The 13,216-nt window shown below is 72.9% G+C and carries 13 protein-coding genes and 1 tRNA gene; 4 read left to right on the top strand and 10 right to left on the bottom strand.

The window, feature by feature from the left end:
• Positions 1-51: 51 nt before the first annotated feature.
• Entirely contained in the window at positions 52-1,644 is a 1,593-nt protein-coding gene (locus ACS5PV_RS23075) for an ATP-binding cassette domain-containing protein (protein ID WP_455397686.1), read from the bottom strand.
• A 345-nt stretch (positions 1,645-1,989) separates the two neighbouring features.
• Here ACS5PV_RS23075 and ACS5PV_RS23070 point away from each other — a divergent pair, with 345 nt between their 5' ends.
• The 3 genes from ACS5PV_RS23070 to ACS5PV_RS23060 are packed head-to-tail and all read left to right on the top strand — an operon-like array spanning position 1,990 to position 4,008.
• Complete coding sequence (locus tag ACS5PV_RS23070) at positions 1,990-2,406, top strand: organic hydroperoxide resistance protein (RefSeq protein WP_455397685.1); 417 nt, start codon at positions 1,990-1,992, stop codon at positions 2,404-2,406.
• Between the two features lie 59 nt (positions 2,407-2,465).
• Positions 2,466-3,500 carry an alpha/beta fold hydrolase gene (locus ACS5PV_RS23065; RefSeq protein WP_455397684.1) on the top strand — a complete coding sequence of 345 codons (1,035 nt, stop codon included), beginning with the start codon at positions 2,466-2,468 and terminating at the stop codon, positions 3,498-3,500.
• Positions 3,490-4,008: a cytochrome P460 family protein gene (locus ACS5PV_RS23060; RefSeq protein WP_455397683.1), complete on the top strand. Its 519-nt coding sequence runs from the start codon at positions 3,490-3,492 to the stop codon at positions 4,006-4,008. Before ACS5PV_RS23065 ends, ACS5PV_RS23060 begins: the two co-directional genes overlap by 11 nt.
• A 542-nt stretch (positions 4,009-4,550) precedes the next feature.
• Here ACS5PV_RS23060 and ACS5PV_RS23055 read toward each other — a convergent pair.
• Positions 4,551-4,626 (bottom strand) — tRNA-Glu (locus ACS5PV_RS23055).
• Between the two features lie 128 nt (positions 4,627-4,754).
• Here ACS5PV_RS23055 and rlmB point away from each other — a divergent pair.
• Entirely contained in the window at positions 4,755-5,603 is an 849-nt protein-coding gene (gene rlmB / locus ACS5PV_RS23050) for a 23S rRNA (guanosine(2251)-2'-O)-methyltransferase RlmB (protein WP_455397682.1), read from the top strand.
• Positions 5,604-5,626: 23 nt separating this feature from the next.
• On the opposite strand, the gene ACS5PV_RS23045 is transcribed toward rlmB, so the two are convergent.
• From ACS5PV_RS23045 to ACS5PV_RS23010, 8 genes are all read right to left on the bottom strand, one after another.
• Positions 5,627-7,165, bottom strand: a complete 1,539-nt coding sequence (locus tag ACS5PV_RS23045) for a CYTH and CHAD domain-containing protein (protein WP_455397681.1) — start codon at positions 7,163-7,165, stop codon at positions 5,627-5,629.
• 134 nt (positions 7,166-7,299) lie between these two features.
• Positions 7,300-7,833, bottom strand: coding sequence for a phosphonate metabolism protein/1,5-bisphosphokinase (PRPP-forming) PhnN (gene phnN, locus ACS5PV_RS23040; RefSeq protein ID WP_455397767.1), 534 nt, complete (start codon positions 7,831-7,833; stop codon positions 7,300-7,302).
• Positions 7,833-8,969 carry an alpha-D-ribose 1-methylphosphonate 5-triphosphate diphosphatase gene (locus tag ACS5PV_RS23035; RefSeq protein WP_455397680.1) on the bottom strand — a complete coding sequence of 379 codons (1,137 nt, stop codon included), beginning with the start codon at positions 8,967-8,969 and terminating at the stop codon, positions 7,833-7,835. Before ACS5PV_RS23035 ends, phnN begins: the two co-directional genes overlap by 1 nt.
• A gap of 13 nt (positions 8,970-8,982) precedes the next feature.
• Positions 8,983-9,702 (bottom strand): phosphonate C-P lyase system protein PhnL, encoded by a 720-nt coding sequence (gene phnL / locus ACS5PV_RS23030; protein ID WP_455397679.1) that lies wholly within the window; start codon positions 9,700-9,702, stop codon positions 8,983-8,985.
• The gene (gene phnK / locus ACS5PV_RS23025; RefSeq protein ID WP_455397678.1) at positions 9,699-10,472 is read right to left on the bottom strand and encodes a phosphonate C-P lyase system protein PhnK; all 774 of its coding nucleotides are present in this window, start codon (positions 10,470-10,472) and stop codon (positions 9,699-9,701) included. Before phnK ends, phnL begins: the two co-directional genes overlap by 4 nt.
• Positions 10,469-11,227: an N-acetyltransferase family protein gene (locus ACS5PV_RS23020; protein WP_455397677.1), complete on the bottom strand. Its 759-nt coding sequence runs from the start codon at positions 11,225-11,227 to the stop codon at positions 10,469-10,471. The genes phnK and ACS5PV_RS23020 overlap by 4 nt, the downstream gene beginning before the upstream one ends.
• On the bottom strand, positions 11,220-12,107 hold the full coding sequence (locus ACS5PV_RS23015) for an alpha-D-ribose 1-methylphosphonate 5-phosphate C-P-lyase PhnJ (protein ID WP_455397676.1): 888 nt from the start codon (positions 12,105-12,107) through the stop codon (positions 11,220-11,222). The genes ACS5PV_RS23020 and ACS5PV_RS23015 overlap by 8 nt, the downstream gene beginning before the upstream one ends.
• Complete coding sequence (locus ACS5PV_RS23010) at positions 12,104-13,216, bottom strand: carbon-phosphorus lyase complex subunit PhnI (RefSeq protein WP_455397675.1); 1,113 nt, start codon at positions 13,214-13,216, stop codon at positions 12,104-12,106. The genes ACS5PV_RS23015 and ACS5PV_RS23010 overlap by 4 nt, the downstream gene beginning before the upstream one ends.

Below are 13,216 nucleotides of genomic sequence, written 5' to 3'. Positions count from 1 at the left end.
GCCGCGCGGGCTGGTGACACGATGTCCGGAGGGAATCTTCCGGACATCGTGTCACCCGGCGGGATCGTCGAGGACGACGCGCCGCGTGATCCGCAAGGCCGCGAGGAACGCCTCGTCGTGGCTGACGACCAGGAGCGCGCCGTCGTAGCCGGCAAGGCCCAGTTCCAGCGCCTCGACCGCCTCCAGGTCGAGGTGGTTGGTCGGCTCGTCGAGGATCAGGAGCTGGGGCGGCGCCGCGTTGCCGAGCACGCAGGCCAGCGCCGCCCGGACCTGCTGGCCGCCGCTCAGAACCGAGACGGTCCGGTCGGCGGCGGCGGCGCGGAACTGGAACCGCGCCAGGGCCGCCCGGCATCCGTTCGCGTCCTCCCCCGGGTTGAGGCGCGCGAAGTTCTCCGCCACGGTCCGGTCGCGGTCGAGCAGCCCGAGGCGCTGGTCGAGCAGGGCAGCGCGCACGCCGACCGACACGCGCCCCGCCCACGGGCTGAGGCGGCCCGCGACGAGGGCGAGCAGGGTCGACTTGCCCGACCCGTTGCGCCCGCACAACGCGACGCGCTCAGGACCGGTGATCGCCAGGGACAGGCTGGTCAGGACGGGCCGCCCCGGCCGGTAGCCGGCCGTCACGTCCTCGACCGCGAGGACATGACGGTCGGCGTGAAGGCCGCTCGGCGGGACCGCGAGAGCGGCCGGCTTCACCGCCGCGATCCGGTTGCGTGTCTGGGCCAGCTCGGTCTCGGCATAGGCGCGCTGCCGCTCGACCAGGCGCGCGGTGCCGCCGGCCGTCCGCTCGGCGTTGTCCCGGCGGGCCCCGGCGAGGAGGCGGGGAAGGTCGCCCCGCGCGGCACGGCGGCTTCCGGCCGCGTCGCGGCGCTGCTGGCGCTCGACCGTCTCCTGCGCCCGGCGGGCGAGGTCCGCCGCCCGCTTCTCGGTCACCGCGAGGTCGTGCTCGGCCGCCGCGAGGCGCGCCGCACGAGCCTGCCGGTACGCGTCGAAGCCGCCTCGGGTGCGGCTCGCCCCCGTCGGCTCCAGGTCCAGGATCGCGTCCATCGCATCCAGCAGGGATCGGTCGTGGCTGACCACGATCGCGCCGCCGCGCCAGCGCCGCAGCGCCTCGTGAACCGCCCCCCGCCCGTCGGAATCGAGGTCGTTGGTCGGTTCGTCGAGCAGCAGGAAATCCGGCCGTGCGAAGATCGCCGCCGCGAGCGCCGCGCGGGCGCGCTGCCCTCCGGAGAGGCGCGACAGGGGCGTCTCGGGGCTCACCGGCACGCCCATCAGGGCGAGAGCCCCCGTCAGGCGCTCCTCGAGCGTCCAGTCGGCCGCGGCGAGTTCGTCGGCCTCGCCCGCGCCGGCCTCGGCACGGCGCAGCAGCGCCAGGCCCGCGCTCGCCCCGAACAGGTCGGCCACGGTCTCGTCGGGGGCGAGGCTCGCGAACTGGCGCAGCAGCGCGACCGTCCCATCGCGGACGACGCTGCCGCCGGACGGTCTCAGGCGTCCCGCCAGGAGGCCGAGCAGCGTGCTCTTGCCGACGCCGTTGCGGCCGACGACGCCGGTTCGTTCGAGCCCGAAAGTGACGGAGAGGTCGGAGAGGACGGCGCGCCCGTCAGGCGCGGACCACGTGACGTTCAGAAGCGAGAGCTGGGCTGACATGCGGGGAGACGGTCCTGGCGGCAAGGCGGGTCGGCATTGCAGTCAGGGTCAGTCTCATCGGCGTCGCGGCTCCGGCTTGGGGCGCCGCTGATAGTCCCGGCCGGGATCACGCGCAAGGGCCGGATCGCCGGCCCCGCGGCCGGTCCGGCCCGCGGCTCCGGCCGCGTACATGCGCTTACAAAACCGGCTTGTTAGCACATACTCGGCACAAGAACCGGCGGCTTACTGGGGACGGGACCGCGGGGGCACGACGATGCCGGCGACGATCGACGGGGACGGCATGAGCCGGGCGTCGCACCGCCGTCCGGCTCACGAGCCGCTGCGGACCGCCAGGAGCATCGATCCATGAACGACACGGCACAACGCCTGTACACGGCTCACGTTCACACGCTCGGAGGGCGCGAGGGCACGGCGCGCAGCCCCGACGGCAGGCTCGACCTGCGGTTGTCCCGGCCCGGCAGCGCCGGGGAGGGGACCAACCCGGAGCAGCTCTTCGCGGCCGGCTGGTCCGCCTGCTTCGAGGGCGCGATGGAGCGCGCGGCCCGGACGCTCGGGATCGCGCTGCCCCGGCCGTCGCGCATCGACGCCGAGATCGGGCTGAACCAGGACGACAGCGGCTTCTTTCTCAGCGCCCGCCTGACGATCGACGTGCCGGGCCTCGATCGCACCCTGGCCGAGCAGGTCGTCGTCGCCGCCCACCAGATCTGCCCGTACTCGAAGGCGACGCGCGGCAACATCGACGTCGTGCTGACCGTCGCCTGAGCCTCGATCCGTCCGGCTTGCTGAAGTCGGACCGCCCCATCATCACGAGGGTTGTTGCCATGAACGAGATCGACACGCTGGCACGCCGGCAGCTGCTCGGACAGCTCGGTGCCGCACTGGCTGCCGGCACGGTCGCCGGGATCATTCCGGCCGCCGCAGCGCAGGGTGCGGCCCCGGCGCCATCGGGACCGCAAGCCGCGTTCGGTCCGCTGAAGCGGGTCCGGGCCGGCGACCTCGAAGTCGCCTACGTCGAGGCCGGACCGGCGGACGGCAAGCCCGTTTTGCTCCTCCACGGCTGGCCCTACGACATCCACAGCTACGCCGAGGTGGCGCCGGTGCTCGCGGCTGCGGGCTATCGGGTGCTGATCCCCTCCCTCCGGGGCTACGGCGCGACCCGCTTCCTCTCGGAGGCGACGCCGCGCAACGGCCAGCAGGCCGCGCTCGCCCACGACGCGGTCGCCTTCCTCGACGCGCTCGGGATCGAGCGGACGCTCGTGGCGGGCTACGACTGGGGCGCCCGCACCGCCTGCATCCTCGCCGCCCTGTGGCCGGCGCGGTGCCGGGCCCTCGTCTCGGTGAGCGGCTACCTCATCGGCAGCCAGCAGGCCAACGCGATGCCGCTGCCGCCGAAGGCTGAGCTGCAATGGTGGTACCAGTTCTACTTCGCCACCGAGCGCGGGCGCGAGGGCTACGCCCGCTACACCCGCGACTTCGTCCGGCTGATCTGGGAGCTCGCCTCACCGCAATGGCGGTTCGACGACGCCACCTTCGCCCGCTCGGCCCCGGCCTTCGACAATCCGGACCACGTCGCCGTCTCGATCCACAATTACCGCTGGCGGCTCGGGCTGGCGCCGGGCGAGGCGCGGTTCGACGAGACCGAGCGCAAGCTCGCCGCCTTCCCGACCATCGCGATCCCGACGATCACGCTCGAGGGCGACGCGAACGGCGCGCCCCATCCCGACCCCGCGACCTACGCCAAGAAATTCTCCGGGCGCTACGAGCACCGCACGATCACCGGCGGCATCGGGCACAACCTTCCCCAGGAGGCGCCGCGAGCCTTCGCGCAGGCCGTGGTGGACGTCGATGGCCTCTGACCGTCGCGCAAGCGGGCGGCGCGCCCTGCTCCTGTGCGCCGCCGCCGGTCTCGCCCTGGCCGCGGCCCGGGCATCCGGTGACGGGGCGAAGCCGGCCTCGCCGGTCTACGGCGTCATCGTCCCGGACGGCTACCGGGACTGGCGCCTGATCGCCCCGGCCCTCGAGGATGCACCGCTGAACGAGCTGCGGGCGGTGCTCGGCAACGACGTCGCCGTGCGGGCCTACCGGACCGGCACGCTGCCGTTCCCGGACGGTAGTATCCTGGTGAAGCTCGCCTGGACGCGCACGCCCTCCGCCGAGTTCGAGTCGGCCACGGTGCCGGGCTCCGCCACGACCGTGCAGGTCATGGTCAAGGACGCGGCGCGCTACCCGCAATCGGGTGGCTGGGGCTTCGGCCGCTTCATCGACGGCAAGCCCGTCGACGAGGCGCAGCACCAGACCTGCTTTGCCTGCCACGAAGCGCGGGTAAGGGAGCGCGACTTCGTCTTCACCCGCTACGCCCGATGACGCTCGCGCGACGGGGCCGCTGAGTGATCGGTGCCCCGGCGCATCCCGGCGTCATCCCGGATCCTGCTCGATGGGGCGGTTGCGTCCGGATCGTGCGGATCACCTCGTCCGTGCCGCGGAGATGGACCTCGTGGTCGCGCGCCAGGGCAGCGATCTGGTCCGCGCTGATCCCTGCCTTCGGCCCCTCGCGCAGTATGCGCCGCGCTTGATCGACGAGCCGGTGCGCTTCGGCGATGTGAGCGAGCACCCGCCGGTCGGCGTCGGGCCGTCATTGGTCTCAAGGAAGCGGATGACCTCGGTCTTGAGGCGGCCGGTTCGCGCATTGACGAAAGCTGCCAGCGCCTCCGGCCGGGGGGCGGGGTTGGTTTGCCGGCGAGGTCGTTGGGGAGGGGGAAGCGAAACTCGTCACGGCCGGCGCGGCGCTGAACGAACTTCATGCGGCCCATCGTACTTGGTCCCGTAGCACGCGCGTGTAGTACGCGCCGACGGGTAAGCACTTGAAAACCAACAGATTCTAGGATTACAATGACTTAGCCACCGCATGGCGCGCCCTACGGGACTCGAACCCGTGTTTTCGCCGTGAAAGGGCGACGTCCTAGACCGCTAGACGAAGGGCGCCGGTGCGGGGCGAGGGGAGCTATAGTGGGGTTCTGCCGGCAGGGCAACCGGATTGATGGGCTTGACGGGGGACGAGGGCTCGGTCTTGTCGGCGCCGGGTTGGGCCTCGAACGCGGGCAGGACGACAGATGACGACGAGGCAGGCGCCGCGCGGGGGCGGTTGGAAGGGTGGACCGGGCAAGGGAAGCTCGGGCAAGGGCGGGTTCGGCAAGGGCGGGCCCGGCCGGAGCGGTCCCGGCCGCCGGTTCGCCGACGAGGCGCGCGACGAGGGCGACGACCTGACGGTGCTGTACGGCTGGCACCCGGTCTCCGAGGCGCTGCGCAACCCGAAGCGGGAGTTTCGCCGGCTGCTCGCCACCGAGAACGCGGCGCTCCGCCTCGCTGAGGAGGTGGGCGTGCTGCGGATCACGCCCGAGATCGTCAAGCCCGGCGCCATCACCGGGCTGCTCGGGCCCGATGCGGTGCATCAGGGGCTCTACCTCGAGGCCGATCCCCTGGCCGGCCCGGCCTTCGACGCGCTGCCCGACGACGCGGTGCTGCTCGCCCTCGACCAGATCACCGATCCGCACAATGTCGGCGCCATCGTGCGAACGGCGGCGGCCTTCGGCGTCACCGCGATCGTCACCACGGCCCGGCACTCGCCGACCGTCACCGGCGTGCTCGCCAAATCCGCCTCGGGCGGGCTCGAGCACGTGCCGTTCGTGGTGGTGCGCAACCTCGCCGAAGCCCTGATCGAGCTCGGCGAGCGCGGCTTCACCCGGGTCGGTCTCGATTCCGAGGCGCCCGAGACCCTGGACGCGGTCGGCCCGCGGGCGCCGCTGGTGGTGGTGCTCGGGGCGGAAGGGAAGGGCCTGCGCCAGCGCACTCGCGAGTGCTGCGACGTGATGGCCCGGATCCCGTTCCGCGGCGCGATCCAGAGCCTCAACGTCTCGAACGCCGCCGCGATCACCCTCTACGCTCTGATGCCCCGCGCCTGAGGGGCGCAGGGCAGGCCCGGACGTCAGCGCCAGAACGGCCGGACGTCGATCAGCGCCTCGTGCGCCTTCGCGGCCTCGGCGAGCAGGTGCTGGCTGCGGGCCTCGGTGTCGGCGGTCGCCATGCCGGCGGCGAAGACCGCGCCCTCCGGTGCGCCCCTGGCGAGCTCGGCCGCCAGGGTGTGGGCGGTGGCGATATCGTTGAGGTCGCCGAGGTGGTCCTGGAGGTCGGCCAGGGCTTCGACGAAGGCGGCGTGGCGCTTGGTCGCCTTCTTGCCCGAATACAGGGCGGCGAAGAACTCCGCGCCGTAGCGCAGCTTCTTGGCGGCGATCCGCACCTGGTGGCGCGCCTCCGGATCGAGATCGGCGAGGTGGCGGCCGCGCTTCTTCACCTGGCGGCGGCGGCGCTCCAGTTCCTCACTGGCGAAGGCCTTGGCCGGGCCGTCGCGGCGGGCCGCGTGCGGGTTGTCGGGGCCGAGCCAGGGGCCGGCCTCGATCCAGGCGACGAGGTCGAGGAGGCAGTCGCGCCACTCGCGGCTCTCCAGCACCGCCCGCACCGCCTCGTGCGCCACCGCGCGCTCGGTCTCGAGGTGGCGCTCCAGGATCAGGAGGCCGTTCTCGTCCGGGCGCCGCTCGCGCTCGCGCGGCAGGGTCTTGCCGAGATAGACGTCGAGGTTGCGGGCGTGCCCGAAGGACTCGCTCAGGCGCTTCACCTCCGCCTTGATCGCCGGCATCCGCCGGTCCTCGATCACGCCGCCGAACAGCGAGAAAGCCGAGCGCAGGCGGCGCAAGGACACCCGCAGCTGGTGCAGCGCCTCGACGTCGCGGCGGGCGAGCAGCACGGTCTCGTTGAGGCGGGTCTGGCGCAGGCAGGCGAGCGCCACGGCCTGGAATGCCTGGGCGGCGGTCATGTCCGGATCGAGCGGCACCGGCTCGGCCTTCACGGCGCGCCCGAGGCGGCCCCCGATCAGGGCGTCGCCGCGCTCGAACTTGCTCAGCACGCCGAGGCGCAGCGGCACGTCGGCACCGAGCGAGCGGGCGAGATCGAACAGGGCGGACGGCGTGCCGCCGGTCAGCTCGAACTCGATCTCGCTCACCGGCGAGACGCGGTCGTCCGGCCCCCAGACCCGGCCGCGGTCGAGGGCGACCTCGATGCGGCTGCCGGCCGGCCCGGTCTCGCCGAGGCAGCGCACGCTGCGGGTCACCGTGGAGGTGTAGAGGGGGGCGAGATCCGCCCCGCCGTCGAGGATCTTCGCGACCGGGGTGCCGGCGAAGGCCGCGGGTTCGGGGTTAGGGCCGGCGACGTCGCTCTCCCATTCCGGCCGGTCGAACAGGCCGACCCCGCCGTTGCCCCGGGCCTTCACGGTCTGGATGTGGCGGTCGCCGTCCTGGCGCACCCGCAGGGTGTAGCCGGCCTCGCGCAGGCGGCCGTCGGGCGTGTCGAAATAGGTCGAGGACAGCTCGGTCTCGGTCCAGTCCCCGGCGAGCAGGGGGTGCTCCCGCAGGCGCGCGATGTCGGAGGCTTCGACGTCCAGCTTCAGCTCGGTCTCGCGCGGTTCGCTCATCACGGTGGTCCTGATCTCCCGTTCGTACCCCCACCGGGTGGGAGTGCAGCGGAAATCATGGACGAGGGTGAAAGGTTTCGCAAAGGCCGCCGGGAAACGCCCCATCGTCCCCGGATCAGGGGGCGGGCAGCGCGTCAGCGCGCCCGCAGGTGGGCGAGGAGCCGTTCCGCCCCGGCCTCGGGTGCGCCGTCGTTCATCACCACGAGGTCGGCGACGACCGAAGCCGAGCGCGCGAGCCGCGCCCCGAGGTCGCCGTCCTCCGCCCGGCCGCGGGCGGCGAGGCGGGCGGCCAGCACCTCGGTGGGCGCCGTGACCTCGACCACGGTGACGCCGGGCAGGCGCCGGCGCGCCTCGCCGACGACCCGGCGCGAGACGTTGCAGACCACCACGTGCCCGTCGCGGGCGAGCGAAGCGGTCGAGGCCGGCAGCGCGTAGCCGAGGTCGTGCGCGCGCCAGGACAGGGCGAAGCGGCCCGCCGCCGCGCCGGCGCAGAACTCCTCCTCGCTGATCGGCTCGTTGTCCTCGTGCGCCGAGGGCGGGCGCGTCACGAGGCGGCGCGGGAAGACGTAGCGGGGCTCGCCCGCCAGGGCCTCGCGGGCGAGCCGCAGGAGGGTGTCCTTGCCGGCCCCGCTCGGGCCGACGACGAGGACGAAGCCGCCGTCGCCCATCACGCCACCCGCTGTCCCTGGCGCCAGACCTGGCGCACCACCGGCACGCCCTCGGCGAGGCGCACCCGCACGAGGTCGGCGCGCAGGCTCGGCGCGATGACGCCGCGGTCGTCGAGGCCGGTCGCCCGGGCCGGGTTCGTCGTCACCGTGGCGATCGCGTCGGGCAGGGTGATGCTCTCGACCCGCTCGGGCAGGCCGAACGCCGCCATCAGCAGGCTCGCCGGCACGTAGTCGGAGGAGAGCACGTCGAGCAGTCCCTCCCGCGCCAGGTCCTCCGCCGCGACGTTGCCGGAATGCGAGCCGCCGCGGATCAGGTTCGGCGCGCCCATCATCACGGTGATGCCGGCCTCGCGCGCGGCCCGCGCCGCCTCCAGGGTGGTGGGGAACTCGGCGAGCCGCACGCCCTCGCCCTTCGCCATGGCGACGTCGGCGAGCGTGGTGTCGTCGTGGCTCGCGAGCGCGATGCCCTGCTCGCGGGCGAGCGCGACGAGGGCCGGGCGGTTGATCGCGTTGAAGGCCTCGCCGTCGCGGATCTTCATCGCGGTGTTGGCCTGGATCTCGACGATCGAGCGGCCGCCGCGGGTGGCGTAGGTGTAGTACTTGTCGATGTCGCGGAACTGGCGCTGGCCCGGCGTGTGGTCCATCAGCGAGATCAGCCCGACGGGGTAGCGCCCGGTGAAGTCCCTGACCGTGTCGATCACGTCGGCGGAGGGGATCTCGCAGCGCAGATGCGTCAGGTGCTCGGCGCGGAACAGGTCGGCGCCCTTGGCGGTGGCGATCGCGCCGGCGAGCTGCATCAGCTCGGGGCCCAACCCGCTGCCGTCCGGGTCGCTGCCGGCGCGCAGCGAATCGAACACCGTGGTGATGCCGGACGCCGCGATCTGCGCGTCGTAGGCGAGCACGGCGCCGAGGGGATGCCAGCGCACCTTGGGGCGGGGCGCGTAGTGGCTCTCGAGGTGGTCGGTGTGCAGCTCGACGAGCCCCGGGATCAGGTGGTCGCCGGCAAGGTCGAGGCCGCGCTCGGGGGCGCGGCCCTCGCCGATCTCGGCGATGCGGCCGTCGGTGATGGCAAGCCAGCCGCGCTGGACCCGGTCGGGCAGCACCAGGGTGGCGTTCTCGAGGATCCGGTCTTGCATGGAGGTCCCCTTCTTATGCGGCGCGCTTCTGCGCGAAGGCGGTGACGTCGACCACCCGGGTCGCCACCGCCTCACGCACGTCGGTGTCGTGGAAGATGCCGAGCAAAGCCGCCCCGGCCGCCTGGCGGGCACGGATCAGCTCCACCACCACGGCGCGGTTCCGCGCGTCGAGGGAGGCGGTGGGCTCGTCGAGGAGCAGGACCGGCCGCTCGGCGATCAGCCCGCGGGCGATGTTGACCCGCTGCTGCTCGCCGCCGGAGAAGGTCGCGGGCGGCAGGTCCCACAGGCGCTCCGGCAGGTTGAGGCGGGACAACAGCTCCTCGGCGCGGGCAAGCGCGCGATCGGCGGGCAGGCCGCCCTCGCGGCCGGCCGAGGCCACCACCTCGCGGGCGCCGACCCGCGGGATCACCCGCAGGAACTGCGACACGTAGGAGATCGTGCGGCGGCGCAGAGCCAGCACCTCGCGCGGCGAGGCGGAGGCGACGTCGATGACCGCTCCGCCGTCGCGTATCAGGATCTCGCCCCGGTCGCAGCGGTAGTTGCCGTAGGCCATCTTGAGGAGCGAGGACTTGCCGGCGCCCGACGGCCCGCCGAGCACCACGCACTCGCCCGGATGCACGGCGAGGTCGGCGCCGGCCATTACCGGCAGCTGCACGCCGCCGCGCAGGTGCAGGGTGAAGGTTTTTGCCACGTCGCGGAATTCGAGCGCGGGCAGGGTTCGATCGGGCGTCATGCGGCGAGCACCGAGGAGACGAGGAGCTGGGTGTAGGGCTCGGCCGGATCGTCGAGCACCTGGTCGGTCAGGCCGGTCTCGATCACCCGGCCGGCGCGCATCACCATCACCCGGTGTGACAGGAGCCGGGCCACCGCGAGGTCGTGGGTGACGATGACGACGGCGAGCCCCAGTTCCGCGACGAGGCCGCGGATCAGGTCGAGGAGGCGGGCCTGGACCGAGACGTCGAGCCCCGAGGTCGGCTCGTCCATCAGCACCAGGCGCGGCCCGGTGACGAGGTTGCGGGCGATCTGGAGCCGCTGGCGCATGCCGCCGGAGAAACGCGTCGGGGGGTCGTCGATCCGGTCGGCGGCGATCTCGACCTTGGCGAGCCAGTCGAGCGCCGTGCCGCGGATGTTGCCATAGTGGCGCGCGCCCGCGCCCATCAGCCGCTCGCCGACATTGCCGCCGGCCGAGACCGCCATGCGCAGGCCCTTGGCGGCGTCCTGGCGCACGAAGCCCCAGTCGGTGCGCATCAGCGCCCGGCGCTCGGCCTCCGAGAGGTGGGCGAGGTCGCGCAGGTTCCCGTCGCGCATCCGGTAGGAGACGCTGCCGGAATCGGGCTGGAGCTCGGTGGCGATGAGCGAGAGCAGCGTCGACTTTCCCGAGCCCGACTCGCCGACGATCGCCAGCACCTCGCCGGGATCGAGGTCGAACGAGACGTCGGCGCAAGCCGTGCGGGCGCCGTAACGCTTGGTCAGGCCGCGGGCCTGGAGCAGGGCGTCGCTCATGCGGTCGTCTCCTCGTCGCGTGCCGGGCCGTTCGGTGATGGGGAAGGGCGCGGGTCTTCCCCTCTCCCCGCGGGCGGGGAGAGGACTTCATCGACCTTGTCGTCGATGAAGTGAGCGGAGGCGAAGCCGGAGCGAGGGTGAGGGGGTCTCGACGCGTGAGGCTCCTCCGGAGACACCCCCTCACCCTCGCGGCGAACCTGCGGTTCGCTGCGCGGGCTACCTTCACCCCCGACAAGGGGGGTGAAGGCCTCTCCCCGCCCGCGGGGAGAGGGGAGAGCCGCGCGCTTTCCGGACAGCTCTGGATCGCTCGCGAAGGGGGGATCGAGCCGGAAGCTGTAGCCGTATCGCTCGAAGCCGAGGCTCTCGTAGAAGCGGTGGGCGGGCTTGGCGTCGACGTTCGAGGACAGGGCGAGCTTGTAGCAGCCCTTCTCCGCGGCGAGCCGGCCGGCCTCCCGCATCATCCGCCGGCCGAGGCCGGTGCCGCGCTGGGCCTGCGCCACCACCACGCTCTCGACCAGGGCGGAGGGCGTGCCCCAATGGGCGATATTGTCGAGGATCACGAGGCAGAAGGTGCCGACGATCCGGCCCCCGGCTTCCGCCACGTAGAGCCCGTAATCGGGATAGGCGTCGAGGCGCGCGAGCAGGGCCTCGGCCTCGGGCAGGGTCGCGACCCGGCCGCCGTTCAATTCGCCGTAGAGACCGAGCACGGCCGGCAGGTCCGGCGTGCCGGCGCGGCGGACGTGGAAGTCAGACACGCGCCGCCTCCTCGGTCCCGCCGGTGCCGACATGGCCGTCGGCCCGCCGCTCCTCGCAATGGTCGGTGTCGGAGCAGACGAACATCCGCCCGCCGGCGTCGTCGAGCAGCACCTCGTCGAGGTAGACGCCCTCGGCGCCGCAGAGCGCGCACGGGCGGTCGAAGCTCTGGACGCGGAACGGATGGTCCTCGAAATCGAGGCTGCGGACCCGCGTGTGGGGCGGCACGGCGTAGATCCGCTTCTCGCGCCCCGCGCCGAACAATTGCAGCGCCGGGCAATCGTCCATCTTCGGGTTGTCGAATTTCGGCGTCGGCGAGGGATCCATGACGTAGCGGCCCGCCACCTCGACCGGGTAGGCGTAGGTGGTGGCGATGTGGCCGTGACGGGCGATGTCCTCGTAGAGCTTGACGTGCATCAGCCCGTACTCGGCGAGCGCATGGAGCTGGCGCGTCTCGGTCTCGCGCGGCTCGAGGAAGCGCAGGGGCTCGGGGATCGGCACCTGGTAGACGAGAACCTGGCCCTCATGGAGCGGCGCCTCCGGGATGCGGTGGCGGGTCTGGATCACAGTCGCCTCCCGGGTGCGGGTGGTCACCGCGACGTTCGCCGTGCGGGCGAAGAAGGCGCGGATCGAGACCGCGTTGGTGGTGTCGTCCGAGCCCTGGTCGATGACCTTGAGCACGTCGGCGCGCCCCAGGATCGCGGCCGTCACCTGCACGCCGCCGGTGCCCCAGCCGTAGGGCATCGGCATCTCGCGCGAGGCGAACGGCACCTGGTAGCCGGGGATCGCGATCGCCTTGAGGATCGCCCGGCGGATCATCCGCTTGGTGCCCTCGTCGAGATAGGCGAAGTTGTAGCCGGTGTCGGGATCGGCGGTCGTCATTCCGCGGCCTCCTTCATCTCGGTCCGGGGTGCCGCGCGCCGCGCCGCGTGCTCGGTGCGCAGCCGCCGCACCAGCTCCAGCTCGGCCTGGAAGTCGACGTAGTGCGGCAGCTTCAGGTGCTCGACGAAGCCGGTGGCCTGGAGCGCGTCGCAATGGGCGAGCACGAATTCCTGGTCCTGCGCCGGGGCGCCGACCGGTTCTCCGAGTTCCTCGGCCCGGAGTGCGCGATCGACGAGGGCCATCGCCATCGCCTTGCGCTCGCTCTGCCCGAAGGCGAGGCCGTAGCCGCGTGTGAACTGGGGCGGCACTTCGGCGCTGCCGTGGAACTGGTTGACCATCTGGCACTCGGTCAGTGCCACCTCGCCGAGCGGCACGGGAAATCCCAGCTCCTCGGGCACGAACTCGACCGCCACCGTGCCGACGCGGATCTCGCCGACGAAGGGGTGGGTGCGGCCGTAGCCGCGCTGGGTCGAGTAGCCGAGCGCCAGGACGAAGCCCTCGTCGCCCCGCGCCAGCGCCTGGAGGCGAAGCGCCCGGTCGGCCGGAAAATCGAGGGGTTCGCGGGTGAGATCGCCCGGCGGGGTGCCGTCGTCGGGAGCGGAGGGCTCGATCAGCCCGTCCTGGCCGAGCAGGTCGGTGACCCGCGGCGCGTGGGCGGCGTCCGCCAGCGGCTCGGATTCGGCCGCCACCGGCGCCTCGCCCTCGGCGGCGAGCGAAAAATCGATCAGCCGGTGGGTGTAGTCGAAGGTGGGCCCGAGCACCTGGCCGCCGGGCAGGTCCTTGTAGGTGGCGGAGATGCGCCGGCGCAGAGCCATCGCGCCGGTCTCGACCGGCTCGGAGGCGCCGAAGCGGGGCAGGGTGGTGCGGTAGGCCCGCACCAGGAACACCGCCTCGATCAGGTCGCCGCGCGCCTGCTTGAGGGCGAGCGCCGCCAGGTCGGGATCGTGCAGCGAGCCCTCGGTCATCACCCGATCGACGAGGAGCGCCATCTGCTCGCGAATCTGCGCCACCGACAGTTCGGGGATCGCGGTGTCGCCCCGGCGGGTCTCGGCCAGCAGCCGATGCGCGTTGGCGATGGCGGCCTCGCCGCCCTTCACGGCCACGTACAT

It is taken from the genome of Methylobacterium sp. Gmos1, assembly GCF_053764715.1.
The sequence above is the reverse complement of the archived record's forward strand: the minus strand, read 5'-3'. Positions and strand labels throughout refer to the sequence as shown.

What these genes read in the sequence shown, in the direction of transcription:
- ACS5PV_RS23015 (WP_455397676.1), bottom strand. Translation starts at nt 12,107, where the DNA reads ATGACGACCGCCGATCCCGACACCGGCTACAACTTCGCCTATCTCGAC.
- ACS5PV_RS23035 (WP_455397680.1), bottom strand. Translation starts at nt 8,969, where the DNA reads ATGCAAGACCGGATCCTCGAGAACGCCACCCTGGTGCTGCCCGACCGG.
- ACS5PV_RS23045 (WP_455397681.1), bottom strand. Translation starts at nt 7,165, where the DNA reads ATGAGCGAACCGCGCGAGACCGAGCTGAAGCTGGACGTCGAAGCCTCC.
- phnN (WP_455397767.1), bottom strand. Translation starts at nt 7,833, where the DNA reads ATGGGCGACGGCGGCTTCGTCCTCGTCGTCGGCCCGAGCGGGGCCGGC.
- ACS5PV_RS23060 (WP_455397683.1), top strand. Translation starts at nt 3,490, where the DNA reads ATGGCCTCTGACCGTCGCGCAAGCGGGCGGCGCGCCCTGCTCCTGTGC.
- ACS5PV_RS23075 (WP_455397686.1), bottom strand. Translation starts at nt 1,644, where the DNA reads ATGTCAGCCCAGCTCTCGCTTCTGAACGTCACGTGGTCCGCGCCTGAC.
- ACS5PV_RS23065 (WP_455397684.1), top strand. Translation starts at nt 2,466, where the DNA reads ATGAACGAGATCGACACGCTGGCACGCCGGCAGCTGCTCGGACAGCTC.
- ACS5PV_RS23070 (WP_455397685.1), top strand. Translation starts at nt 1,990, where the DNA reads ATGAACGACACGGCACAACGCCTGTACACGGCTCACGTTCACACGCTC.
- ACS5PV_RS23010 (WP_455397675.1), bottom strand. Translation starts at nt 13,216, where the DNA reads ATGTACGTGGCCGTGAAGGGCGGCGAGGCCGCCATCGCCAACGCGCAT.
- phnL (WP_455397679.1), bottom strand. Translation starts at nt 9,702, where the DNA reads ATGACGCCCGATCGAACCCTGCCCGCGCTCGAATTCCGCGACGTGGCA.
- rlmB (WP_455397682.1), top strand. Translation starts at nt 4,755, where the DNA reads ATGACGACGAGGCAGGCGCCGCGCGGGGGCGGTTGGAAGGGTGGACCG.
- phnK (WP_455397678.1), bottom strand. Translation starts at nt 10,472, where the DNA reads ATGAGCGACGCCCTGCTCCAGGCCCGCGGCCTGACCAAGCGTTACGGC.